Origin of the sequence: Pseudoduganella sp. R-34, assembly GCF_049904655.1 — a bacterium.
Lineage (GTDB): Bacteria > Pseudomonadota > Gammaproteobacteria > Burkholderiales > Burkholderiaceae_D > Rugamonas.
Genome location: NZ_CP184572.1, coordinates 824116 through 846954, shown reverse-complemented (window position 1 = coordinate 846954; position 22839 = coordinate 824116). Strand labels below are relative to the sequence as shown.

Below are 22839 nucleotides of genomic sequence, written 5' to 3'. Positions count from 1 at the left end.
GGCGGGAGGATCTCCCCCGCCCGGGTAATTATTTATTTTACTTCGCTTTAGCGGTGACGATTGCGTCGATCACGTGCTTAGGCGCCTCGGAGTAGTGCTTGAACTCCATGGTGTAGGTCGCGCGGCCCTGGGTCGCGGAACGCAGGATGGTCGAGTAGCCGAACATCTCCGACAGAGGTACCTCTGCCTTGATGATCTTGCCGCCGCCGCCTGGGATCTCGTCCATGCCCTGCACCATACCGCGGCGGGACGACAGGTCGCCCATCACGGTACCGGCGTAGTCTTCCGGAGTCTCGACTTCAACAGCCATCATTGGCTCCAGGATCACTGGGCTGGCGCGACGGCACGCTTCCTTGAACGCCATCGAACCGGCCATGCGGAATGCATTTTCGTTCGAGTCAACGTCGTGGTAGGAACCGAAGGTCAGGGTGACTTTGACGTCAACAACCGGGTAGCCTGCCAGAACACCGTTGTTCAGGGTTTCGCGCACGCCTTTTTCCACCGCAGGGATGAATTCGCGAGGAATCACACCGCCCTTGATCGCGTCGACGAATTCGAAGCCCTTGCCTTGTTCCTGTGGTTCCAGGGTAACAACAGCGTGACCGTACTGACCGCGGCCGCCGGACTGCTTGACGAACTTGCCTTCCACGTCGGACACCGACTTGCGCACGGTTTCGCGGTATGCAACCTGTGGCTTGCCAACGGTTGCTTCCACGCCGAATTCGCGCTTCATACGGTCAACGATAATTTCCAGGTGCAGCTCGCCCATACCACCGATGATGGTCTGGCCGGATTCTTCGTCGGTCTTGACGCGGAACGAAGGATCTTCCTGTGCCAGGCGGTTCAGGGCCAGGCCCATCTTTTCCTGGTCGGCCTTGGTCTTAGGCTCAACTGCCTGCTGGATCACTGGTTCTGGGAACACCATCTTTTCCAGGGTGATGATCGAGGATGGATCGCACAGGGTTTCGCCGGTGGTCACGTCCTTCAGGCCCACAGCAGCGGCGATGTCGCCGGCGCGGACTTCCTTGATCTCTTCACGCTGGTTGGCGTGCATCTGCAGAATACGGCCCAGGCGCTCTTTGCGCTGCTTCACCGAGTTGTACACGGTGTCGCCTGCGTTCACCACGCCGGAGTAGACGCGGAAGAAGGCCAGCTGGCCCACGAACGGGTCGGTCATGATCTTGAATGCCAGGGCAGCGAACTTCTCTTCGTCCGAAGCCTTGCGGGTAGCTGGCTGTTCGTCTTCGTCGGTACCGGCAACGTCAGCGATGTCCACTGGCGATGGCAGGTATTCGATCACGGCGTCCAGCATGGCCTGCACGCCCTTGTTCTTGAAGGCGGTGCCGCACATCATCGGAACGATTTCCGACGCGATGGTACGCTGGCGCAGGGCTTGCTTGATCTCTTCTTCGGAGAGCTCGCCTTCTTCCAGGTACTTGTTCATCAGGTCTTCCGACGCTTCAGCAGCGGCTTCAACCATCTTCTCGCGCCACTCGGTCGCGGAATCCTGCAGTTCTGCAGGGATGTCAACGTAGTCGAACTTCATGCCCTGGGACGCGTCGTCCCAGATGATGGCCTTCATCTTGACCAGGTCGATCACGCCCTTGAAGTTGTCTTCAGCGCCGATCGGGATCTGGATCAGGATTGGGTTGGCCTTCAGGCGCGAACGCATCTGCTCGTAGACCTTGAAGAAGTTGGCGCCGGTACGGTCCATCTTGTTCACGAAGGCCAGACGAGGGACCTTGTACTTGTTAGCCTGGCGCCATACGGTTTCAGACTGTGGCTGCACGCCGCCCACTGCACAGTAAACCATGCAAGCGCCGTCCAGAACGCGCATCGAACGCTCCACCTCGATGGTGAAGTCAACGTGCCCTGGGGTATCGATGATGTTGATGTGGTGTGGCTTGAAGTTGTTGGCCATACCGTTCCAGAAGCAGGTGGTCGCTGCCGAGGTAATGGTAATGCCGCGCTCTTGTTCCTGCTCCATCCAGTCCATGGTGGCGGCGCCGTCGTGCACTTCACCAATCTTGTGGTTCACGCCGGTGTAGAACAGCACGCGCTCGGTAGTGGTGGTCTTACCGGCGTCGATGTGAGCGGAGATACCGATATTACGGTAGCGCTCAATGGGGGTCTTGCGGGCCATAATTGATCCTAAATCTTTGAATGGACAAAACCGAGCAACATTTTTACTAGAAAAATGCGCCCGGCTTGAACTAGGCCGGCCACGAATGGCCGGCCAAACGTATTAGAAGCGGAAGTGCGAGAACGCTTTGTTCGCTTCAGCCATACGGTGGACTTCGTCACGGCGCTTCATTGCACCGCCACGGCCTTCCGCGGCTTCCAGCAGCTCGCCGCCCAGGCGCTGTGGCATGGACTTTTCGGAGCGCTTGTTAGCGGCTTCACGCAGCCAACGCATGGACAGGGCCAGGCGGCGCACTGGGCGCACTTCGACTGGAACCTGGTAGTTAGCGCCGCCAACACGGCGGGACTTCACTTCAACCAGTGGCTTGGCGTTGTTGATCGCTGCGGTGAACACTTCCAGCGGGTCCTTGCCGGACTTCGATTGGATATGGTCAAAGGCACCGTAGATGATGTTTTCTGCAACCGACTTCTTGCCGGACAGCATCAGAACGTTAACGAATTTAGCGACTTCGGTGCTACCGAATTTTGGATCCGGCAGAATTTCGCGCTTGGGTACTTCACGACGACGTGGCATGTCATTTCCTTTTCTTCAGTTGAGTGCCTCGGGCACTCGCGGAGGCCATCATAGCCTTCCACTTACTCGGTCTCGCGACCGCCTCAACTCAGTTAAATTGCAAATTACTTCTTAGCGGCCTTAGCGCGCTTCGCACCGTACTTGGAGCGAGCTTGCTTACGGTCTTTCACGCCCTGGGTATCCAGAGAGCCACGGACCATGTGGTAACGCACACCTGGCAAGTCTTTTACACGACCGCCGCGCAGCAGGACAACGCTGTGTTCCTGCAGGTTGTGGCCTTCACCGCCGATGTACGAAATCACTTCGAAGCCGTTGGTCAGACGCACTTTTGCAACTTTACGCAGTGCCGAGTTAGGCTTCTTAGGAGTGGTGGTGTACACACGGGTGCACACGCCACGCTTTTGCGGGCAGTTTTCAAGTGCCGGCGATTTGCTCTTCACGACCAGCTTGGTACGTGGTTGGCGAATCAATTGGTTGATGGTTGGCATCGTTTTAAATCCAACAAAATTACAGCATTGACAACCCGGGCAGCTTTGCCCGGGGGCTAAAACGGTATCTCCAGTGTGCGCTGAACGTCACTCAAAACGAGGCGTATACGATGCGCAGACTAAATTGAGAACTCGCGAGTATATACCTGGTTAACAGCTCAGTCAACCGGAATGCTGAATAAAGTGGCAGTATTGGAACGCCCCACGGCCCGCTATTGGCAGCATAATAGCGATCATTTTGTACTTTCCTGTAAGCAATGCTGCCGCGCCCTTCCACCCTGTTCATCCTGTTTAGCTACCTGGCGCTATCCGCAGTGCCTTTCCTGCCTTTGCTATTGGGCAAGCCGGTGGAGCAGCCGTGGCAATTGCTGGGGATCGAGTTCGTGGCCTGGGTCACGATATGGGCACTGTTCAAGCGCCCGGCCTACTTCCACTGGCTGCTGATCCCCGCCTTCCTGGCGTTGCCGACCGAAATTTACCTGTTCGTATTTTACGGCCAGGGCATTTCCACCCACCACCTCGGCATCCTGGCCGAAACCAGCCCGCAGGAAGCGCTGGAGTTCCTCGGCCGCAAGGTATGGACCATGCTGGCCGTGATGGTGGGCGTCGCCGTATGGTGGGTACTGACCTTCCGCGCTGCGCGCCAGACGCGCGGGCTGGACTGGCATGGTGGCTCGCGCTGGCTGGCACTGTTCTCCCTGGTCGTACTGGCCGCCACGGCGGCCTGGGGCTATGAATTCGGCATCAACGCGGCGCCGGCGCGCCCGGCAGCCAGCATGGCCGCCAGCGCCGCGAAAGACAGCGACAGTGCAAGCGAAAGCGCCGCCAGCGATGACGATTCCAGCGAGAGTGCCTCAGCGCGCGCCGCAGTAGCCGGCGCCCACGCCCTGCACCTGCCCGGTCCGGCCCTGCCTTATTGGGCGCGCCTGCCGTTCGATCCGAGCGCCTTCATCGAATCCTGGCCCTTCGGCCTGGCCGCGCGCGGCTATGATTTCTACAAGGAGCGGCGCTACCTGGCAGACCTCAATGAACGCAGCGCCAGCTTCGAGTTCGGCGCGCGCCAGGTCGACGGCGGCACGCAGCCGGAAATCGTGGTGATGGTGCTGGGCGAATCGTCGCGCTACGACCGCTGGAGCCTGAACGGCTACAAGCGCGAGACCAATCCCTTGCTGGCCAAGGAAAGCAACCTGGTGCCGCTGTCGGACGTGATCACGTCGGTATCGGCGACGCGCCTGTCGGTGCCGGTCATCATTTCGCGCAAGCCAGCCACGCAGAGCCTGAAGGATGGCTTCAGCGAAAAATCCTTCCTGACGGCCTACAAGGAAGCCGGCTTCAAGACCTGGTGGCTGTCGAACCAGATCTCGTTCGGCCAGTACGATACGCCGGTGTCGGTGTTTGCCAAGGAAGCGGACGTGATCCAGTTCCTCAACCTGGGCGGCTTCACCAACCACTCCAATTACGACGACGTGCTGTTCGAGCCGCTCAAGCGCGCGCTGGCCGACCCGGCGCCGAAAAAGCTGATCGTGCTGCACTCGCTGGGCAGCCACTGGAACTACAGCCAGCGCCACCCGAAGGAATTCGACAAGTGGCAGCCCTCGCTGTTCGGCGTCGACAAGCCGGCCTACACCGACCTGAAGATCAAGCAGCAACTGAATAACAGCTACGACAACTCGATCCTGTACACCGACTGGTTCCTGTCGCAGGTGATCGGCGACCTGAAAGGCACGGGCCAGCTGGCATCGATGCTGTACGTCGCCGACCATGGCCAGACCCTGTACGACGGCACATGCCGCCTGGCCTTCCACGGCCACAACACGGACTATGAATTCCATGTGCCGGCCTTCATGTGGTTCTCGGACCAGTATCTCGATCGCTACCCGGACAAGGTGGGCGCCTTGCTGCGCAACCGCAAGGCCAAGCTGGCAACGGAAAACATCTTCCATACCATGCTGGACGTGGCAAACATCCGCTACCCGGACGACAAGCCGGCCTGGAGCTTCCTCAACAAGGACTTCCAGGTGCACAAGCGTGTCGTGGACAGCTACGGCTGGACCAACTACGACAACGCAAGGTTCAAAGGCGACTGCCGCGAAGTGATCGACAAGGGCAAGCCGCAGTCGCAGGACAAGTAAGCCTCATACCGGCTTGTGCACCATCAGCCAGTACACGGCAAGCATGGCGATGAAGGCCGGATAGCCAAGCAGTTCCCAGCGCCGCGCATAACGCCAGTACTGGGCCGGCAGCGCGGTGTTGGCGGCATGCGCTGCCAGCGCCAGCTTGCCCATCCTGACCTGGTACCACACCACCGGCAGCCAGCAGGCGCCCGCCAGGACGTACAGCGCCAGCGAAGCCCTGATCCAGAACGCGTCCAGCGGGTAGCCGGCGAGGTGGATCATCCAGGCGCCGGACAGGGGCTGCACGATCACGGCCGGCGTGGTGAACCACCAATCGGCGCGCACCACCAGCCGCGAGACCACGGCAATCGCCTCTACCGATCGCGAACGGTTGGCGAAGAACAGGTAGAACGCCGTGCCGAAACCGGTGCCGACCAGCAGCACCGAGGACAGGATGTGGATGGTCTTGAGAGTCAGGTAGTCCACGTTTTTTCCTCCGCAAACAAGATGAACAGGATGGCCAGGATCGGCAGGTTTTTCAGCAAGGGGCCGAAGGGATGCCACAGGTATTCCGGCAGGCAGGCCGCAATTGCCGCGCTGTAGCCGAGTATCAGCGCGCCCTGCGCCAGCCAGAGCGCGCGGCGCGGGCGGACGATGCAGGCGATGCCGAATACGAAGTCCAGGGCCGCTGCGCCATACAGCGCGGCGATGGCTGGGATTCCTTCAATGCCGACACGTGCCAGCAATGCCAGGCTGTCCGCTTGCGGGTGGACGAAGGCGCTCACGATGGCCGTCGCCAGCCAGACGATCGCCAGGACCCAGCGCAGCAAAGCGGTGCGCCAGCCGGCCAGCGCGCGCAGGCGAAACAGTTCACGTTCGGCGGGCGTCATGAAGTCGTTGAAGCCGCGCGGCGAACGGCCCAATAGCTCGCATATCGGGGCGGCGCTGGCGGCGCAGCCTTCCGGCAGTGCACTGCCCGCACGCAGCATGCGCCAGGTCTCCGGCGTCAGGAGCGCGCCGCAGAACTGTCCGGCCCAGGCCGCGCACGCCATGATCGTTGCGGGAACGTGCAGCACTGGGGCAGGAGGAAAGGCCATCGCGCTACGGTAGGCGGACAGCATGCCATCGTAGCTGACGGCACTGTCGCCAGCGATATCGATCACGCGCTGTGCCGGCGTCGCCGGAGAGAGCGCAGCTGCTACCGCCTGCGCCAGGTCGTCGACGTGAAGCGGCTGGAAGCGCGCCTTGCCCAAGGCCGGCGCAACAATCATCGGCATGCTGGCGGCCCGGCAGAACATTGCAGCCGACGCGCCTTCCGCACCGAACACCAGCGATGGGCGCAAAATGATCCATTCCAATGGAAGTGCCATCAACGCTTCGTCGGCCGCACGCTTGCTGGTGAAGTAGGCGGTGTCGCCGCCATCCGCGCCGAGCGCCGAGATTTGCACGACGCGCCGTACGCCGGCCTGGGCGCATGCGGCAAACAAGGCAACCGGCGCGCGGGCGTGCAGTGCTTCGAACGTGGCCGCGCCCTTTTCGCTGATGCTGCCGACAGCATTCACTACGGCATCGACGCCGCGCAGGCGCTCCAGCCAGTCGGCCGCCTGCAGGTCGGCAGAGTAATCGACTACCACGTCGCCCCTTGCAGGACGGCGCACTCCGCGCAGGACTTCGTGTCCGGCCGCTGCCAATCGCAGGCAAATGGCGCGGCCGATGAAGCCAGCCGCGCCGCAAACAAGGACCTTCATTTGGCCGCCTTGGGAATCGACTTTGCGATGCTCCAGGCCATCACGGCGACGCCCGCCACGATGCCCGCGGTAGTCATGATCAGCGTAGTGCGCAGCACGCTGGCCAGGTTGGCATCGCGCGCGTCGCTGTGGCCGAACCACAAGGCCAACAGCACCGGGAAGGCGGTAATCAGGACCGTGGTCACACGCACCCAGAATTCGGAGCGTTCCGCCGTTCCGCACAGGTCGACCAGCAGGCGGCGCAGCACATCACGCAAGTAGCGACTGACAGCCAGGCCAACCAGCAGCGGTATCACGATTTCATAGGCGATCAACATTTTACAACCTCCCCCGACAGTAATTTCTGTAAAGACAGAAATTTTATGTTCAAAAAAACGGGCATTGCCGCCCGCCTCCGTTATTGCCCGATCACTGCTTGCCGCGAATGGCCCGGCTGATTTTTGCGCTGACGCCCAACGTCTTCATCAGCGTTTCCGGCTTGTAGCGCAGCAGTTCATCCGACAGCGTCGCCATCACTTCGATGAACTTCAGCGTTTCCTCGATCCGTTCACGCGTGCCTTCGTCCTCGTCCGCCATCGCAGGGTTGGCGAGACACTCCGACAACGCGGCGGCGGTGGGATCGATCTCGCGCTGGCGTCGCCCGGCCACGATCAGCTTGAACAGCTCCCACACATCGGTCGAGGTTTCGAAATGGTCGCGGCGGTCGCCCTTCAGGTGCACCACTTTCACCAGGTTCCAGGACTGCAGCTCTTTCAGGCTGTTGCTGACGTTGGAGCGCGCCACGCCCAGCGTATTCTGGATCTCCTCGGCGTCCATGGGACGCGCGGCCAGGTACAGCAGCGCATGAATTTGCGCCACGGTGCGGTTGACGCCCCAGCGCGAACCCATCTCGCCCCAGTGCAGTACAAATCGTTCGGCTATCGGTTTCAGTTCCATGCCTGTCATTCTATGCTTACACAAATTTCTGTCAAGACAGAAATTAAATATTTGCCTGGATGGCAATTCGCGCCCACAATGCATAGCAAATAAACATGGGGGACGCTCATGCAGACTACGAAGCGGCTCGCCAGCATCGACATGCTGCGCGGCCTGGTCATTGTATTGATGGCGCTGGACCATACGCGCGACTTCTTTGGCGCTGCACTTTTCGATCCGGAGGACCTGGCCAAGACCACGCCGCTGTGGTTCGCCACGCGCTGGATCACGCACCTGTGCGCGTCGACGTTCGTGCTGCTGGCTGGTACTTCGGCCTACCTGCGGGGGACCAAGAGCGGAATTCCCGCGCTGTCGCGCTATCTCGTGACGCGCGGCCTCCTGCTGCTGGTGCTTGAAGCGACCTGGATCAGCTTCAGCTGGCAGTTCGGCTACAACGTCACCATCCTGCAGGTGCTGTGGGCACTGGGCATGGGGATGATCTTCCTTGCCGGGCTGGCGTGGCTGCCCTGGCCCGCGATCGCGCTCATTGCCGCGCTCTTGATCCTGCCGCATAACCTGCTCGATTCGATCCAGTCCACCCACCCGCTGTGGCTGGCCTGGCACCAGCGCGGATTCTGGCCAGTGGCCGGCAATTACGGCGTGTATCTCGCCTATCCATTGATGCCATGGCTCGGCCTGATCGCGGCCGGCTACGCGCTGGGCCCCGTGTTCCAATGGGAGCCGGCACGCCGGCAGCGCTTCCTGCTGGTTGCAGGCGCCGTGCTGCTGATGGTCTTCGTCGCCCTGCGCAGCGGCAACTTCTACGGAGATCCCGATCCCTGGTCGCCGCAGGGACGCGGCTTCGTGTGGGACTTCATTTCCTTCATCCGCGTGCACAAATACCCGCCGTCGCTCCTCTACCTGTGCGTGACGATCGGCATTGCTCTGCCCCTGTTGGCGTGGTTCGAGCGCCTGCGCCCCGTGCCGCTGCTGATGCTGTTCGGCGGCACCCCGATGTTCTTCTACGTGATCCACATCGCCATGATTCACTTCCTCTCCGGGCCGTACTTCATGCTGCGCTACGGCGCGACCCCGCAAGGCGGTCCGGGAGGATTCACGCTACCGAAAGGCTACGAGCCTTCCCTGGCCGTGGTCTACGCCGCGTGGGTCGGCGTCATCGCAATCATGTACGGCCTGACCAAGCTTTGGCTGCGCCGGCGAACGTCTGTCTTAGGCCGGCAGCAGGCGGCCTGAAAGACGCTTGTAGACATCGCGGGCGCGTTGTTCGATCGACGCGTCGAAGCCTGATTGGGCGAGCAGGGTCAGGCCGTTGGTTTCGGCCAGCACGCCGGGCGTCAACACCAGGCGGTCGGCGCGTTTTTGCACCAGCAGCGGCTCGCAGCATTGCTCGAGCAGTTGCGCCAGCACCACGTTGTGCGAAGACACCAGCACGGTGCCACGGCCGGCCAGTTGCTCCAGGACTGCGGCTGCAGCGGAAACCGACTCGAGGTGATTCGTGCCGCGGAAAATTTCGTCGATGATGAAGACCGCGCGTTGCGGCTCCTTGGCCAGCGCCAGCAATTCATGTGCGCGGCGCAGTTCCGACTGGTAGAGGCTTTCGCCGCCATCAAGAGCGTCTTCATTCTGCATGCTGGCATAGACCGGCAGGTTCGGCACGTGCGCCGCCTCCGCGTAGCAGAAGCCGAATGCGCGCGCGGCCAGCAGGTTGAGGCCGACCGTGCGCAGCAGGGTACTTTTGCCGATGCCATTCTGGCCGCTGATGAAGGCGCTCTTGCCATCCAGTTCCAGGTCCAGCGCCTGCGCATCAGGCAGCAGCGGGTGTCGGACCGCACGCAGTTGGACCTCCTGCTCCCAGCCCTCCTCCGCCCAGCACCATTGCGCTTGCGTGGAAAGATGACGCGCCAGCGCAAGGTCGGCATCGCAGCCGGCCACCAGTTCAAAACTCTCGCGCAGGAAGGCCGCGTTTCCGCGCACCAGGCGGCAAGTGGCGAAATAGTGCTTCAGGTTGGCGAGCATGATCCAGTCGGCATACTCGGTCACGCCAGGCGCAGTGGAGAAGCCATTGCGCGCAAGCTTGCTGCGCAGTTGGGCTGCCTGGCCGGCGCCGGGTGCGTCTGCTTGCTGGCTATGTGCGTAGAGCTGCAATCGCAGCGCCTCGGAAATGGCTCCCCACTGTTGGACGCGAGAGTGGAAAGCAATCTGGATCGCCATCAGCACCAGCGATAGCACAACCGCCGGAACCAGTGCCACCAACCAGAAAAAGCTGGCGGCAACACTGGCGAGGAAGGCTACGGGCACCAGCCAGAGCCAGGCCGACCAGCGCGGCACGGGCGGCAGCGGCGACTCGGTCTGCACGACAGCGCCTGTCACCGGGACGAACAAGGATTCGCTGACCTCTGCGCTGGCCTTGCGTAAAGGCGCGAGTTGCGTGGCAAGACGCTCGCGCGCGCCGACGTCCGCCAGCAAGGCGCGCACACGATCGGCCGCGGCAGCGCTGGCGCCGCGCCGCAAGCGCCGATACAGCATTTGGCGGCCAAAGATGCTGGCCCCCTCGCCGACCGCCCGCAGGTAGGGCGCGAGCAGCAAATCCTGCCATGTTTGCCCATCCACCGCGCCGTTGCCGCTGGCGCCGGCCAGTTCATCGTAACGCGCCACCGCGCTGTCGGAGAACGAATACTCCACAGAACCACCCCTTGCCATAAAGATAAGCCAACAAGTATAGCCGCTTACAAAAAAATCAAGTAGTCCGGTTGACTGGGCATGGCGGACAGGTGGACACGGTGGACGCTCGCGGACAGCAGCCGCGGCAAGGCGGACGTCATAGGAATCAAAGGCTTAGGTGCTGGCACACTTCATGCATCAGCAAGATTGACCACATCACCAACACCAGGAACAAGAATATGATTCGCGACACCTCACACCAGGACCAAGTGATCGCCCCTCCGGCCAGCCGCTTCCCGCGCCGCAAGGTGCTGCTGCTGGTGGTCGGGCTCGCGCTGGCTGCGGCTGGCTATGGCCTGCTGAAAAGCTGGAGCGGCAGCGAGCAATCGGTCAGCGCCGCCCGCCTGCGCATCGGCGAAGTCACGCGCGGCACCCTGATCCGCGATGCCGCCGTCAACGGCCGCATCGTGGCCGCCGTCAGTCCGACCCTGTACTCGACCTCCACCTCCACGGTCGAACTGAAAGTGCACGCTGGCGACACCGTCAAGAAAGGCCAGGTGCTGGCCGTGCTGGAATCGCCCGACCTGACCGACGAACTGAAAAAGGAACAGACGCTGTTCAACGAACTGCAGGCCGAAGTGGCGCGCCAGCAGATCCTGGCCCGCAAGCAGAAGCTGGCCGCCCAGCGCGAAGCCGACACCGCGGAAATCGAGCGCGTATCCGCCATGCGCACCCTGCAGCGCTACGAAAGCGTGTCGACCGAAGGCATCATCGCCAAGATCGACATGCAGAAAGCCAAGGACGCCGTGGCCGCCGCCGACATCCGCGCCAGGCACACCAAGCAGGCCGCCGAACTGGAAGGCGACAACGTCTCGCTGGAGCTGAAGACCAAGACCGCGCAGATGGAGCGCCAGAAGCTGTCGCTTGCCAACGCCCAGCGCCGCGTCGACGAGCTGACCGTGCGCGCGCCGGTGGATGGCTTCATCGGCACCCTGTCGGTGGCCAACCGCAGCGTGGTGCAGGCCAACACGCCGCTCATGACGCTGGTCGACCTGTCCCAGCTCGAAGTGGAACTGGAAGTGCCGGAATCCTATGTCAACGACCTGGGCCTGGGCATGACCGCCGAAATCGAAGTGGCCGGCGCCAAGACCAAGGGCAAGCTGTCGGCCCTGTCGCCGGAAGTGGTGAAGAACCAGGTGCTGGCGCGCGTGCGCTTCGACAAGCAGCCGGAAGGCCTGCGCCAGAGCCAGCGCGTAGCGGCGCGCCTGCTGATCGACGAGAAGCCGAACGTGCTGATGGTGCAGCGCGGTCCTTTCGTCGAGTCGGAAGGCGGCCGCTATGTCTACCTGCTGCAGGACGGCATCGCCGTGCGCACCCCGGTGCAGCTTGGCGCCACCAGCGTGGCCGCCGTGGAAATCGTCAATGGATTGAAACAAGGCGACAAGATCGTGATCGCCGGTACCGAAAACTTCGAGAACGCCAAGCGCGTCTCGATCAACAAATAACCCCTACGGAGAGGCAAACCATGCTGCGCATGAATAACCTGAGCAAAGTCTATCGCACCCACATGATCGAAACCCACGCGCTGCGCGGCTTCGAAATCGAAGTCAAGCAGGGCGAGTTCGTCACCGTCACCGGCCCCTCCGGTTCCGGCAAGACCAGCTTCCTGAACATTGCAGGCCTGCTGGAAGACTTCACCAGCGGCGACTACGTCCTGGACGGCATCAACGTCAAGGGCATGGACGACAACGCCCGCTCGCGCCTGCGCAACGAGAAACTGGGCTTCATCTTCCAGGGCTTCAACCTGATTCCCGACCTGAGCCTGTTCGACAACGTCGACGTGCCGCTGCGCTACCGCGGCTTCAATGCCGCCGAACGGAAGGAGCGCATCGAAGACGCGCTGGCCAAGGTCGGCCTGGCTTCGCGCATGCGCCATTACCCGGCCGAACTGTCCGGCGGCCAGCAGCAGCGCGTGGCCATCGCCCGCGCCCTGGCCGGCTCGCCCAAGCTGCTGCTGGCCGACGAACCGACCGGCAACCTGGATACCCAGATGGCGCGCGGCGTGATGGAACTGCTGGAAGAGATCAACGCCGAAGGCACCACCATCCTGATGGTGACCCACGACCCGGAACTGGCCCAGCGCACCCAGCGCAACGTCCACATCATCGACGGCCAGGTGTCCGACCTGGTGCGCAAATCGCCGTCGCTGGTGGTCGCCAAGGAGGCCTGAGATGATCCAGTACTATTTCCTGCTGGGCGTGCGCAGCCTGCGCCGCAACCCGGTCCTGACCGCGCTGATGGTGCTGATCCTGGCGGTCGGCGTGGCCGCCAGCGTGTCGACCCTGACCATCCTGCACGTGATGTCGGGCGACCCGATCCCGCACAAGAGCGAGCGCCTGATCGTGCCGCTGGTCGACAACGGGCCGCTCAAGGGCTACACCCCGGGCGAGCGTGAAGGCGACGAGATGTCCTACCGCGACGCCGTCAACCTGCTCGCTTCCGGCCAGGGCGACCGCCGCACCGCCGTCCGCGGCGTAGACGGCACCATCGAACCGGCGCGCAGGGACCTGCCGGTGTTCACCACCGAAGGCCTGTCGCCGACGCGCGACTTCTTCGCCATGTTTGAAGTCCCCTTCGTGCACGGCGGGCCGTGGAACGAAGCGGACGACAAGTCCGGCGCCGACGTGATGGTCCTGAGCGGCAAACTGGCCGAACGCCTGTTCGGCAATGCCAACCCGGTCGGCCAGCGCGTGCGCTTCCGCGGCTTCGACTACGCCGTGGTCGGCGTGTACGGCAACTGGAAGCCGGTGCCGCGCTACCACCGCATCATCGGCGGCCCCGGCGCCTTCGGCGACGAGGACGAGTTCTACATCCCCTTCCACAACGCGATCCGTCACGAAATGGGACAGAACGGCAATATGAACTGCAGCAGCGACCGCGGCCCCGGCTACCAGGCCCTGCTCGATTCGGAATGCATCTGGATCCAGTTCTGGTTCGAACTGCATTCGGCATCCGACCGCCCGCAACTGCAGGCCTGGCTGGACGCCTACGCCGCCGAACAGCGCAAGCTGGGACGCCTGCAACGCAACGCGCCGAACAAGCTGTTCAACGTGATGGAATGGCTGGAAGAACAGAAAGTGGTCGGCAAGGACAGCCGCCTGTCGGCCATGCTGGCCTTCGGCTTCCTGCTGCTTTGCCTGGTCAACACCATCGGCCTGCTGCTGGCCAAGTTCTCTGTGCGCGCACCGGAAGTCGGCGTGCGGCGCGCCCTGGGCGCCTCGCGCAAGGAAATCTTCACCCAGTTCCTGATCGAGAGCGCCGTGGTCGGCCTGGCCGGCGGCATCCTCGGCCTGGTGCTGGCACTGGGCGCGCTGGCCCTGATCGGCAGCATCTCCGAGCAGATCGCCGTCACCACGCATATGGACTGGATGATGCTGCTGGTGACCTTCGTCATGTCCGTCAGCGCCGCCATGCTGGCCGGGCTGCTGCCGACCTGGCGCGCCTGCCAGGTCACCCCGGCCCTGCAACTGAAATCGCAGTGAGGATAACCATGGAAATCAAACCAATCTTTTCCGCGCTGATGCGCTCCAAGACCGGCCCGATCCTGGTGGCCGTGCAAGTGGCGCTCAGCCTCGCCATCCTGGCCAACGCCATGCACATCGTCAGCGTGCGCCAGGCTGTCGCCGCGCGCCCGACCGGCATCGCCAATGAAGAAGAAGTGTTCAACCTGCGCGTGAAACCGCTCACCCCGGGCGGCCATGAACAGCAGCTGGCGAACCAGAAAGCGCAGGCGGCGGCCTTGCGCGCCGTGCCTGGCATCGTTTCGGTGGCCGACACCAACCAGATCACGCTGTCCAACTCCGGCAACTACAACAGCGTGGCCGCCAGCCGCGAGCAGGAGCGCAGCAACGCCAGCCCGTCCATGTACGTGACGCCGGACTCGCTGGTCAAGACCTGGGGCCTGAAGATCGTCGACGGCCGCGATTTCACCCCGCAGGATGCGCCGGAAATCGACCAGAACACCAGCAAGGCCTTCCCCACCGTGGCCCTGATCACCAAAGCCACCGGCCAGAAGGTGTGGCCGGACGCGCCCAGCTTTGTCGGCAAGAAGATGTACTACGGCACCGGCGCCGAGGCGCGCGAAGTGACGGTGGTGGGCGTGATCGACACGCTGCAGACCCCGTCCGCCGCCATGGGCCAGGACGGCGAAATGTCGACCATGGTACCGGCCCGCATCACGGGCAGCTCGCGCTCGCTGTACACCCTGCGCGCCGAGCCGGGCCAGCGCGACCGCGCCATGAAGGATGCCGAGGAAGCGATCCGCAAGCTGCATAACGGCCAAGTGGTGGTACGCACCACCACCCAGTCCGAAGAGCGCGTCAAGCGCTACCGCGCCGACAACGCGCTGTGCTGGATGCTGATCACTGTCAGCGTGCTGCTGATGGTGGTGACCGCCAGCGGCATCGTCGGCATGGCCAGCCTGTGGGTCACGCAGCGCCGCAAGCAGATTGGCGTACGGCGGGCGCTTGGGGCGCGCAAGCTCGACATCCTGCGCTACTTCGTCACTGAGAACCTGATGATCACCACTACCGGGATTGTCGGCGGCCTGCTTGGCGCGCTGGCCCTGAACCAGTTGCTGGTATCGAAACTCGAGCTGGCGCGCTTGCCCGCCGAGTATATGGTGGTTGGCGCGCTGGCTTCCTGGGCGCTCGGCATCGCCGCCGTGTACGGGCCGGCGTGGCGCGCAGCTTCCATCTCGCCGGCGCTGGCGACCCGTTCGGCCTAAACCGGTAAACCAGGGTCTGACCCACAGGGTCAGACCCTGTCAGCCCGCCTGCCGGTGGTTTGGGTTTTGCGCCTTTGATCTTCGTCGAAAGTCAAGATCTTCCAACCCAACCGCCGACCTCAAAACCGTTCGGGGTCAGACCCTTGGGTCAGACCCCGGTTTACCGGTTTTAATGTATCCTGCCAAAATGCCAACCGTACTGATCATCGACGACAACGCCGCAGTCGCAGTCGCCCTCGAAGTCCTGTTCTCGCTGCACGACATCGAAGCGTTGCACGCCGCCTCCCCCGAAGAAGGCCTCGCCCTGCTCGACCAGCGCAGCGCCAGCATCGACCTGGTGGTGCAGGATATGAACTTCAGCGCCGACACCACCTCCGGCGAAGAAGGCGTAGAGCTGTTCCGCGCCATCCGCAAGCGCCACCCCGACCTGCCGGTCATCCTGCTGACCGCCTGGACCCACCTCGACGCCGCCGTCGACCTGATCAAGGCCGGCGCCGCCGACTACCTGTCCAAGCCCTGGGACGACAAGCGCCTGATCGCCACCGTGCGCAACCTGCTGGAACTGGGCCAGGCCAACCGCGCCCTCAACCAGCACCGCAGCGACGAACTGCGCCAGCGCCGCGAACTGGAACGCTACAAGCTGCACAATATGGTCTGGAACGACCCCGCCACCGAGCGTGTAATATCGCTCGCCTGCCAGGTCGCCCGCGCCGACGTGCCAGTGCTGATCACCGGCCCGAACGGCACCGGCAAGGAACGCATCGCCGAAATCATCCAGGCCAATTCCTCGGTGCGCGAGGGCCCCTTCGTGGTGCTGAACTGCGGCGCCCTGCCCGCCGAACTGATCGAAGCCGAACTGTTCGGCGCCGACGCTGGCGCCTACACTGGCGCCTCCAAGGCCCGTGAGGGCAAGTTTGAAGCCGCCGACGGCGGCACCCTGTTCCTCGACGAGATCGGCAACCTGCCGCTGGCAGGCCAGATGAAGCTGCTGCGCGTGCTGGAAACCGGCCGCTTCGAACGACTCGGTTCCAACCGCGAACGCCAGGTGAAGGTACGCGTGGTCAGCGCAACGAATGCCGACCTGCCCGCCATGATCCGCGCCGGCACCTTCCGCGAAGACCTGTACTACCGCCTGAACGTGATTGAACTGCGCCTGCCGCCGCTGGCCGAACGCCCCGGCGACATCCTGCCGCTGGCGCGCCACTTCCTCGGCCAGGAACGGCAATTGCGCCCCGACGCCGAAGCCGCCCTGCTGGCGCACGGCTGGCCCGGCAACGTACGCGAGCTGAAGAACGTGATGGCACGCGCCAGCCTGCTGGCGCAAGGCGACGCCATCACCGTCCCCGACCTCGGCCTTCCAGCGAACACCATGAACGGCCACGGCGCGCTAACGAGTCCCGAGCAGGAACCCGACCGCGACGCCATCGTCAGCGCCCTGCAGCGCGCCAGCGGCGTGGTCGCCCAGGCCGCCGCCGAGCTTGGCCTCTCGCGCCAAGCCCTCTACCGCCGCATGGAACGCCTCGGCATCGCCCGCCCATGAGCCGCCCTCCACTACGGCCCAGCCCGTGTCACACCATGGGGTCACACCCCAAAGGTGACACGACCCCATCTGGTGCGCAGACGAGCCCGTGTCACACTTGGGGTGTGACCCCAGGGTGTGACACGAGCACGACCGTATAAGCTATGCGCCTTTCGCTTTTGACTCTGTGGTCGGCGTTGGTGGGGACGCTGACGGCGACGGGAATCCTGATTGCGCTGGGGCTGGACCAGCTCTTGCCGAAGCATCCGTCCATCGTGCTTGGCATTTCATTGCTGTGCCTGGTACCGCTGGCGGTGATTACCATCCGCGCCCAGCTGCAGCGCCAGCTTTCCCTGTATCGCGCGCTGACCGGCACCGTTGCCAGCTACCGCGATGGCGACTTTTCCTTCAGCCTGCACTGGCCGCAGAACGATGAATTGAGCGACCTGGTAGCCGCTCACAACGAACTGGGGCAGGTGCTGCGCGAGCAGCGTCTTGGCCTGGTGCAGCGCGAGCTCCTGCTCGACACCATGGTCCAGCACACGCCGGTCGCCATGCTGCTGGTTACCGACAACGATGCCATCGTGTTCGGCAACCTGGCGGCGCGCCAGCTGGTCAACGAGGGCCGCAAGCTGGAGGGCCTGCGCCTGGCGGAGTTGCTGGCGCGCGTACAGCCGGCCCTGCGCGAAGCCCTGGGCCGCGGCGGCGATGGCCTGTTTACCATCGGCGACAGCGAGGAGGAAGAAGTCTTCCACCTTGCGCGGCGCAGCTTCAGCCTGAATGGCCGTCCGCACGAACTGCTGTTGCTGCGCCAGCTCACGCAGGAACTGCGCCGCCAGGAAGTCCAGACATGGAAGAAGGTGATCCGCGTTATCAGCCATGAATTGAACAACTCGCTGGCCCCCCTGACTTCGCTGGCCCATTCGGGCAGCGAACTGGTGCGGCGCGGCCAGACCGAGCGCTTGCCGCAAATCCTGGCCACCATTGAGGAACGCACACGCCACCTCGAGGGCTTCATCCTCGGTTATGCCCGTTTCGCCAAGCTGCCCACGCCACGGCTTGAACAGCAGGACTGGGGCGCCTTCCTGGCCGCCTTGTCCGACCAGGTGCAATTCAAGCTGCATGGCGAAGTGCCGGCCGAAGCGCACGCCTTCGACGCCGCCCAGATGGAGCAAGCCTTGCTCAACCTGCTGAAGAATGCCCACGAGTCAGGCTCGCCACCCGAAGAAGTCAGCCTCGAGCTGCGCCGCCAGCAAGGCATGCTGCGCATCGAAGTGCAGGACCGCGGCCCCGGCATGAGCGAGGCGGTGCTGGCCAACGCCCTGGTGCCATTCTATTCCACCAAGCGCAGCGGCACCGGCCTCGGCCTGGCGCTGGCGCGCGAGATCGCCGAAGCCCATGGTGGCCGCATCGCGCTGGCCAACCGCGATGGTGGCGGTCTTGCGGTGGCAATCATCCTTCCGCTTTGATGTAGATCAAACAGTAGCGGTGCGGCCTACCTTGGAATGTGCAGGCGCCTCGCCTGCGCTTTCAGGAGAACACCATGAAGACAGCCATGGGTATGCTGCTTGCACTGGCCGCCACGGCGGTGCAGGCCGACAACGTTGTTACCAACGTCAACCTCGGCGGCAGCGCCACCGAACTTTCCGCCGCTTTCGGCGTGACCCACCTGGAACAGGGAGCCTTCTCTGATACCTTCTATTTCTCGCCCAGCGCCGGCACCTATTCGGTCGATGCCAGCCTGGTGACCCTGGGCTTCAGCCCGAACACCGATGTCACCTTCACCGCCGCCTACGTCAATGGCAACGCCTTGAGCCTGATCGGTCCGGGTCTCTTCGAATACGGTTTCCTGTTGCCGACCGTGATCTCGGGTCCACTAGAACTGAGTGTCTTCGGCTACGTGAATTTTGAAGACACCAGTTTCACGCCCGCCTCGGCCAGCTACTCGGGAACGCTGAACATCAGCGCGGTGCCGGAGCCGGACGCATATGCCCTGCTGCTGGCGGGGCTCGGCGGGGCCGGCGCAGCGGCCTGCAGGCGCCGCCGGGAAGCTTGAGCGCCGGGCTGGTAAACTTACGGCCATGACTTCCCGTAGATTCGACCAGCCTGGTTTTCCTCCCGCCACCATCACCGAGTTCGAAGGTGTCCGTTCACTGCACCTGGGTACGTCCTGGGTGCAGGGCGCCATGCGCCTGTCCAAGCCCGACATGATCGAGCTTGAATACGTGCGCATGATGATGATGTGGACGCTATTCATTCCCGCTCCCCGCCATATTGTCCAGCTCGGCCTGGGCAGCGCGGCCCTGACCAAGTTCAGCTACCGCCAATTCCCCAAGGCGCGCGTCACCGCCATTGAACTCAATCCGAACGTGATTGCAATTTGCGAAGAGAAGTTCGGCCTGCCGCCGAACGACGAGCGGCTCGAGGTGCGCCAGATGAATGCCATGGACTTCGTGCTCGACCGGCGCAACCATGGCACGGTGGACGTGCTGCAAGTCGACCTGTACGACGAGGAAGCGCGCGGCCCGGTGCTCGATACGCCTGAGTTCTACCAGGCTTGCTTCGACTGCCTGGGCCCGGACGGCATCATGACCACCAATGTATTTGGCGATTTCGACAATTACGCCAAGAACCTGCAGCACATGGAACTGGTGTTCGACGCGGTGGTGTGGCTGCCGGAAGTGCACGACGCCAACATCGTGGTGATTGCTTTCAAGCGTTCGCCATCGATCGATTTCTCACTGTTGTACGATCGCGCCAACCAAATCAGGAAATCGCTTAACCTGAATGCCCGTCCCTGGGTGGACGGCATGCGCGACTGGATGGCCAACGCGTAGTATAGCTACATGCGCGCGCGTTTCCTGTTTAAATAGTTGAAGATTATTAAGTAGTTACTAAATTTAACTGGTAGGACGCAACAGTCGTCACGGCGGGATTGCCCGGCGTCTTTCAGTGGTTTATATTGCGGGGCCTGTGGTTTCAGGCAAGAAACAATATTGTCATAAAGACCAAGAGTTGCCGCAATGTCCGAAGCATTCCTAAAACAGCGAGAAGAATTCAGCGAATACTCGATGAGCCGCATCGGCGTATCGCGTGAAATGTTCGATGCCTTCAATCGCATTCTCGCCCCGCACGTGGTCGAGGTACATTTCCGCAAGGGCGAATACCTGCAGCGCGCGGGCGTGCCGGCCAGCGTGGCTTACTGGCTTTACCGCGGCGTGGCGCGGCGCGGCATGATCACGCAGGATGGCGCCGATGTGACGATGGCGTTTTCGGCGGAAGGCGATACCTGCGGATCGCACCACGACTTGCTGGCGGCCCAGGACGGCCAGCCGGCCCAGGAATTCATCATTGCGGAGACCCCGGTGACGGCGATCCGCGTGGAATGGGCCACCATGGCCCGCCTGCGCGAAGAGCACAGCATCATGCGCGAGTACTACCTGAAGGTGTCGGAGCACTCGATCCGCCGCTATTCGCAAAGCTGCCTGGTGCGCAGCATGACGTCCGCCAACTGCCGCCTGGCGGCTTTCCGCGAGCAATACCCGGGACTGGAGCAGCGTATTTCGCAGAAATCGCTGGCCTCCTTCCTGGGCATTACGCCGCAATACATGTCCACCCTGCTGCGCCAGGAGCAGGAGCAGCAGGAGCGCTAGGCGGCTTCCTGTTCGCGGCGCATGAGCTGCGACAGGTAGGCTGGCGTGATCTGCAGGTAGGATGCCAGCACCTTCTGCGAAATCCGGCGTTCCAGGTTCGGATACTCTTCCCTGAAATTGGCCAGGCGCTCTTCGGCGCTCGAAGCGGTGTGCGTGATGAAGCGGCGCGCCTGGCTGCATACGGCAAACTCCAGCAGGCGCGTCATGTAGGCGGTCAGCACCGGGTGCTGGCTGCGCGCCACGCTCATTTGCTCCCAGTCGAATCGGAAACCCTGCACCGAGGTCTCGGCCACGATGAAGGAACGCGCCGGCAGCTCGCCGCGGAACTCCAGCAAGTCTTCATAGGCGTTCGCGATATGGCTCTCGGTGGCGAAGCGCATCGTGACTTCATTGCCGCTTTCGCTGACATAGCCCACGCGGGCCACGCCGCCGGTCAGCCAGAAGACGTCGCGCGAGGCTTGGCCAACGCGCTGCAGCAGCTCGCCGCGGCGCACCGAAAACGGCACGGCCAGGGGTGCGATGCACTGGCTGGTTTCGTCAAACAGTTGTTCGTCGACGGCGTAGCGCGCCATCATGTCGGCCTTGAAATTCTGCCGCAGCTTCAGGAAATGTTGATTCATTGCGCCCCAGTATTCGTTTTTTGTTTTTGACTACATCTGGTCAGGCCAGATTTACTTCATTCTAAAAACAAGCGGCGCAGGTTTTCGATCAACTATTTGAACTTTCGGTAAAAATTTTCGTAGGCCGTTAAATGAATGACACCGGCCAGGCGCTTGACCAGCGCATCTACCCCGGCGGGATCGACCTGGCCATAGCCCAGGGCCAGTCCGCGCCAGCTGCATTGGCCGGCCACGGCGTGCACGCTGAGGGCGTTGGCAATCATGCCTTCCTGCTCGAGGGCGCGGCGGCTGATCTCCACGTCGGACAGGCGCGGGTCTTCCCAGCGCAGCGCAAGGTGCATGCCGGCCGAGGCGCCCTGTACGCTGGCGATGCTGCCAAGCTGCCTGTCCAGCGCTTCCACCAGGGCGTCGCGCCGTTCGCGATAGACGCGGCGCATGCGGCGCAGGTGCAGGGCGAACTGGCCGCTGCGCAGGAATTCGGCCAGTGCCAGCTGGTCGGCGGCGCGCCCGCGCGAGGCCGATTGCTGGCGCATGGTCGCCAGCGGCCGCACCAGCCACGGCGGCACCACCAGGTAGCCGATGCGCAGCCCGGGGAACATGGTCTTGCTGAAGGTACCGCAGTACAGCACCGGGGCGTCCGGCTGCAAGCCTTGCATCGATGCCAGCGGCGGGCCGTCGTGGCGGAATTCGCTGTCGTAATCGTCTTCGATGATCAGGGCCCCGCAGGCGCGTGCGCCGTCGATCAGGGCCATGCGGCGCGCCAGCGACAGCACGGTGCCGGTCGGGTACTGGTGCGAAGGGGTGGTGTAGATCAGGCGCGGCGGGCGCTCCTTCCAGTCTTCGGAGCGCGGGGCGATGCCTTCCTCGTCGACCTCGATCGGCTCCAGCTTCAGGCTGGCGGCGCGGAAGGCGGCCATGGCGCCGCCGTAGCCGGGGTTTTCCATCCACAGCGTTTCGCCGGCGTCGGCGCAGGCGCGTCCGCACAGGTCAAGGCTGCTCTGGCTGCCGTCCGTGATGAACACTTGCGCCGCTTCGCAGATCACGCCGCGCGAGGCGCGCAGGTAGTCGGCGATGGCTTCGCGCAGCACCGGTTCGCCGCACGGGTCGCCGTAATTCAGCTTGTCGGTGGGCAGCGAACGCCAGGCGCGCTCCAGCAACCGGCGCCACAGGCCGATCGGGAAGCTTGGCAGGTCGGGAACGCCCGGCACGAAGGGCGTGCCGCTGGCGGCAGAAGCGGTGCTGTGGCGCAGGTTCTGCGCCCGCTGCGACAGGCCCTTGTGCGGGACCACCACGCTGGCTTGCTGCTGCCGGGCAGGCGCCACGGCGGCAACAATGGTGCCGCTGCGGTCGGTCACCACATAGCCTTCGCTGGTGAGCTGCTCGTAGGCGTACAGCACCGTGTTGCGCGCCACGCCCAGTTCCGCTGCCAGCGCGCGGGTGGCAACCAGGCGCGTGCCGGGAGCCAGCGTGCCGTCGCGGATGGCAGAGCGCAGGCATTCGTGCAGCAGGCGTTGGCGCGGCCAGCCGTGGTGGCCATGGCTGGCGGTGAAGTTCGAGATCAGCAGCGAGTAGTCCAATCGTGGCTCCATGGTTTTGCA

At 63.3% G+C, this 22839-nt stretch carries 21 protein-coding genes; 11 read left to right on the top strand and 10 right to left on the bottom strand.

What is annotated here, in order from left to right; all coding sequences use genetic code 11:
• Positions 1-37: 37 nt before the first annotated feature.
• The 3 genes from fusA to rpsL all read right to left on the bottom strand — a co-directional run bounded on the left by fusA (position 38) and on the right by rpsL (position 3204).
• Positions 38-2143 (bottom strand): elongation factor G, encoded by a 2106-nt coding sequence (gene fusA / locus ACN9MW_RS03885; RefSeq protein ID WP_426167749.1) that lies wholly within the window; start codon positions 2141-2143, stop codon positions 38-40.
• A gap of 102 nt (positions 2144-2245) precedes the next feature.
• Complete coding sequence (gene rpsG / locus ACN9MW_RS03880) at positions 2246-2716, bottom strand: 30S ribosomal protein S7 (protein WP_155452640.1); 471 nt, start codon at positions 2714-2716, stop codon at positions 2246-2248.
• A gap of 104 nt (positions 2717-2820) precedes the next feature.
• Entirely contained in the window at positions 2821-3204 is a 384-nt protein-coding gene (gene rpsL, locus ACN9MW_RS03875) for a 30S ribosomal protein S12 (protein WP_028102972.1), read from the bottom strand.
• Positions 3205-3461: 257 nt separating this feature from the next.
• On the opposite strand from rpsL, the gene ACN9MW_RS03870 reads away from it, so the two are divergent.
• Complete coding sequence (locus tag ACN9MW_RS03870) at positions 3462-5336, top strand: phosphoethanolamine transferase (protein ID WP_426167746.1); 1875 nt, start codon at positions 3462-3464, stop codon at positions 5334-5336.
• A 3-nt stretch (positions 5337-5339) separates the two neighbouring features.
• On the opposite strand, the gene ACN9MW_RS03865 is transcribed toward ACN9MW_RS03870, so the two are convergent.
• The 4 genes from ACN9MW_RS03865 to ACN9MW_RS03850 form a co-directional block, all read right to left on the bottom strand.
• Entirely contained in the window at positions 5340-5804 is a 465-nt protein-coding gene (locus ACN9MW_RS03865; RefSeq protein WP_426167744.1) for a DUF2269 family protein, read from the bottom strand.
• A complete protein-coding gene (locus ACN9MW_RS03860) occupies positions 5792-7066 on the bottom strand; it encodes an SDR family oxidoreductase (protein WP_426167742.1) in 1275 nt (424 codons plus the stop codon). The genes ACN9MW_RS03865 and ACN9MW_RS03860 overlap by 13 nt, the downstream gene beginning before the upstream one ends.
• Complete coding sequence (locus ACN9MW_RS03855) at positions 7063-7383, bottom strand: hypothetical protein (protein ID WP_426167740.1); 321 nt, start codon at positions 7381-7383, stop codon at positions 7063-7065. The genes ACN9MW_RS03860 and ACN9MW_RS03855 overlap by 4 nt, the downstream gene beginning before the upstream one ends.
• Positions 7384-7474: 91 nt before the next feature.
• Complete coding sequence (locus tag ACN9MW_RS03850) at positions 7475-8002, bottom strand: GbsR/MarR family transcriptional regulator (RefSeq protein ID WP_426167738.1); 528 nt, start codon at positions 8000-8002, stop codon at positions 7475-7477.
• Between the two features lie 108 nt (positions 8003-8110).
• Between ACN9MW_RS03850 and ACN9MW_RS03845 the strand changes: the two genes are divergently transcribed.
• On the top strand, positions 8111-9235 hold the full coding sequence (locus ACN9MW_RS03845) for a DUF1624 domain-containing protein (protein WP_426167736.1): 1125 nt from the start codon (positions 8111-8113) through the stop codon (positions 9233-9235).
• Here ACN9MW_RS03845 and ACN9MW_RS03840 read toward each other — a convergent pair.
• Positions 9212-10684 carry a MutS-related protein gene (locus ACN9MW_RS03840; protein WP_426167734.1) on the bottom strand — a complete coding sequence of 491 codons (1473 nt, stop codon included), beginning with the start codon at positions 10682-10684 and terminating at the stop codon, positions 9212-9214. The two genes, ACN9MW_RS03845 and ACN9MW_RS03840, sit on opposite strands and share 24 nt — an antisense overlap.
• A gap of 218 nt (positions 10685-10902) precedes the next feature.
• Here ACN9MW_RS03840 and ACN9MW_RS03835 point away from each other — a divergent pair, with 218 nt between their 5' ends.
• From ACN9MW_RS03835 to ACN9MW_RS03795, 9 genes are all read left to right on the top strand, one after another.
• Complete coding sequence (locus ACN9MW_RS03835) at positions 10903-12168, top strand: efflux RND transporter periplasmic adaptor subunit (RefSeq protein WP_426167732.1); 1266 nt, start codon at positions 10903-10905, stop codon at positions 12166-12168.
• 20 nt (positions 12169-12188) lie between these two features.
• On the top strand, positions 12189-12893 hold the full coding sequence (locus tag ACN9MW_RS03830) for an ABC transporter ATP-binding protein (protein ID WP_057261435.1): 705 nt from the start codon (positions 12189-12191) through the stop codon (positions 12891-12893).
• Position 12894: 1 nt separating this feature from the next.
• On the top strand, positions 12895-14205 hold the full coding sequence (locus tag ACN9MW_RS03825; RefSeq protein WP_426167729.1) for an ABC transporter permease: 1311 nt from the start codon (positions 12895-12897) through the stop codon (positions 14203-14205).
• A gap of 8 nt (positions 14206-14213) precedes the next feature.
• Positions 14214-15449, top strand: coding sequence for an ABC transporter permease (locus ACN9MW_RS03820; RefSeq protein ID WP_426167727.1), 1236 nt, complete (start codon positions 14214-14216; stop codon positions 15447-15449).
• A 187-nt stretch (positions 15450-15636) separates the two neighbouring features.
• A complete protein-coding gene (locus tag ACN9MW_RS03815; protein ID WP_426167725.1) occupies positions 15637-16989 on the top strand; it encodes a sigma-54-dependent transcriptional regulator in 1353 nt (450 codons plus the stop codon).
• Positions 16990-17132: 143 nt separating this feature from the next.
• On the top strand, positions 17133-18437 hold the full coding sequence (locus tag ACN9MW_RS03810; protein ID WP_426167723.1) for a sensor histidine kinase: 1305 nt from the start codon (positions 17133-17135) through the stop codon (positions 18435-18437).
• Positions 18438-18511: 74 nt separating this feature from the next.
• Positions 18512-19024, top strand: a complete 513-nt coding sequence (locus tag ACN9MW_RS03805; RefSeq protein WP_426167721.1) for an FxDxF family PEP-CTERM protein — start codon at positions 18512-18514, stop codon at positions 19022-19024.
• Positions 19025-19049: 25 nt separating this feature from the next.
• A complete protein-coding gene (locus ACN9MW_RS03800) occupies positions 19050-19805 on the top strand; it encodes a spermidine synthase (protein WP_426167719.1) in 756 nt (251 codons plus the stop codon).
• 186 nt (positions 19806-19991) lie between these two features.
• Positions 19992-20621: a Crp/Fnr family transcriptional regulator gene (locus ACN9MW_RS03795; RefSeq protein ID WP_426167717.1), complete on the top strand. Its 630-nt coding sequence runs from the start codon at positions 19992-19994 to the stop codon at positions 20619-20621.
• Here the strand turns inward: ACN9MW_RS03795 and ACN9MW_RS03790 are convergent.
• Together ACN9MW_RS03790 and ACN9MW_RS03785 are read right to left on the bottom strand one after the other, a co-directional pair.
• Positions 20618-21241, bottom strand: a complete 624-nt coding sequence (locus ACN9MW_RS03790; protein ID WP_426167715.1) for a Crp/Fnr family transcriptional regulator — start codon at positions 21239-21241, stop codon at positions 20618-20620. The genes ACN9MW_RS03795 and ACN9MW_RS03790 overlap by 4 nt on opposite strands.
• 92 nt (positions 21242-21333) lie before the next feature.
• Positions 21334-22818: a PLP-dependent aminotransferase family protein gene (locus tag ACN9MW_RS03785; RefSeq protein WP_426172111.1), complete on the bottom strand. Its 1485-nt coding sequence runs from the start codon at positions 22816-22818 to the stop codon at positions 21334-21336.
• Positions 22819-22839: the final 21 nt, after the last annotated feature.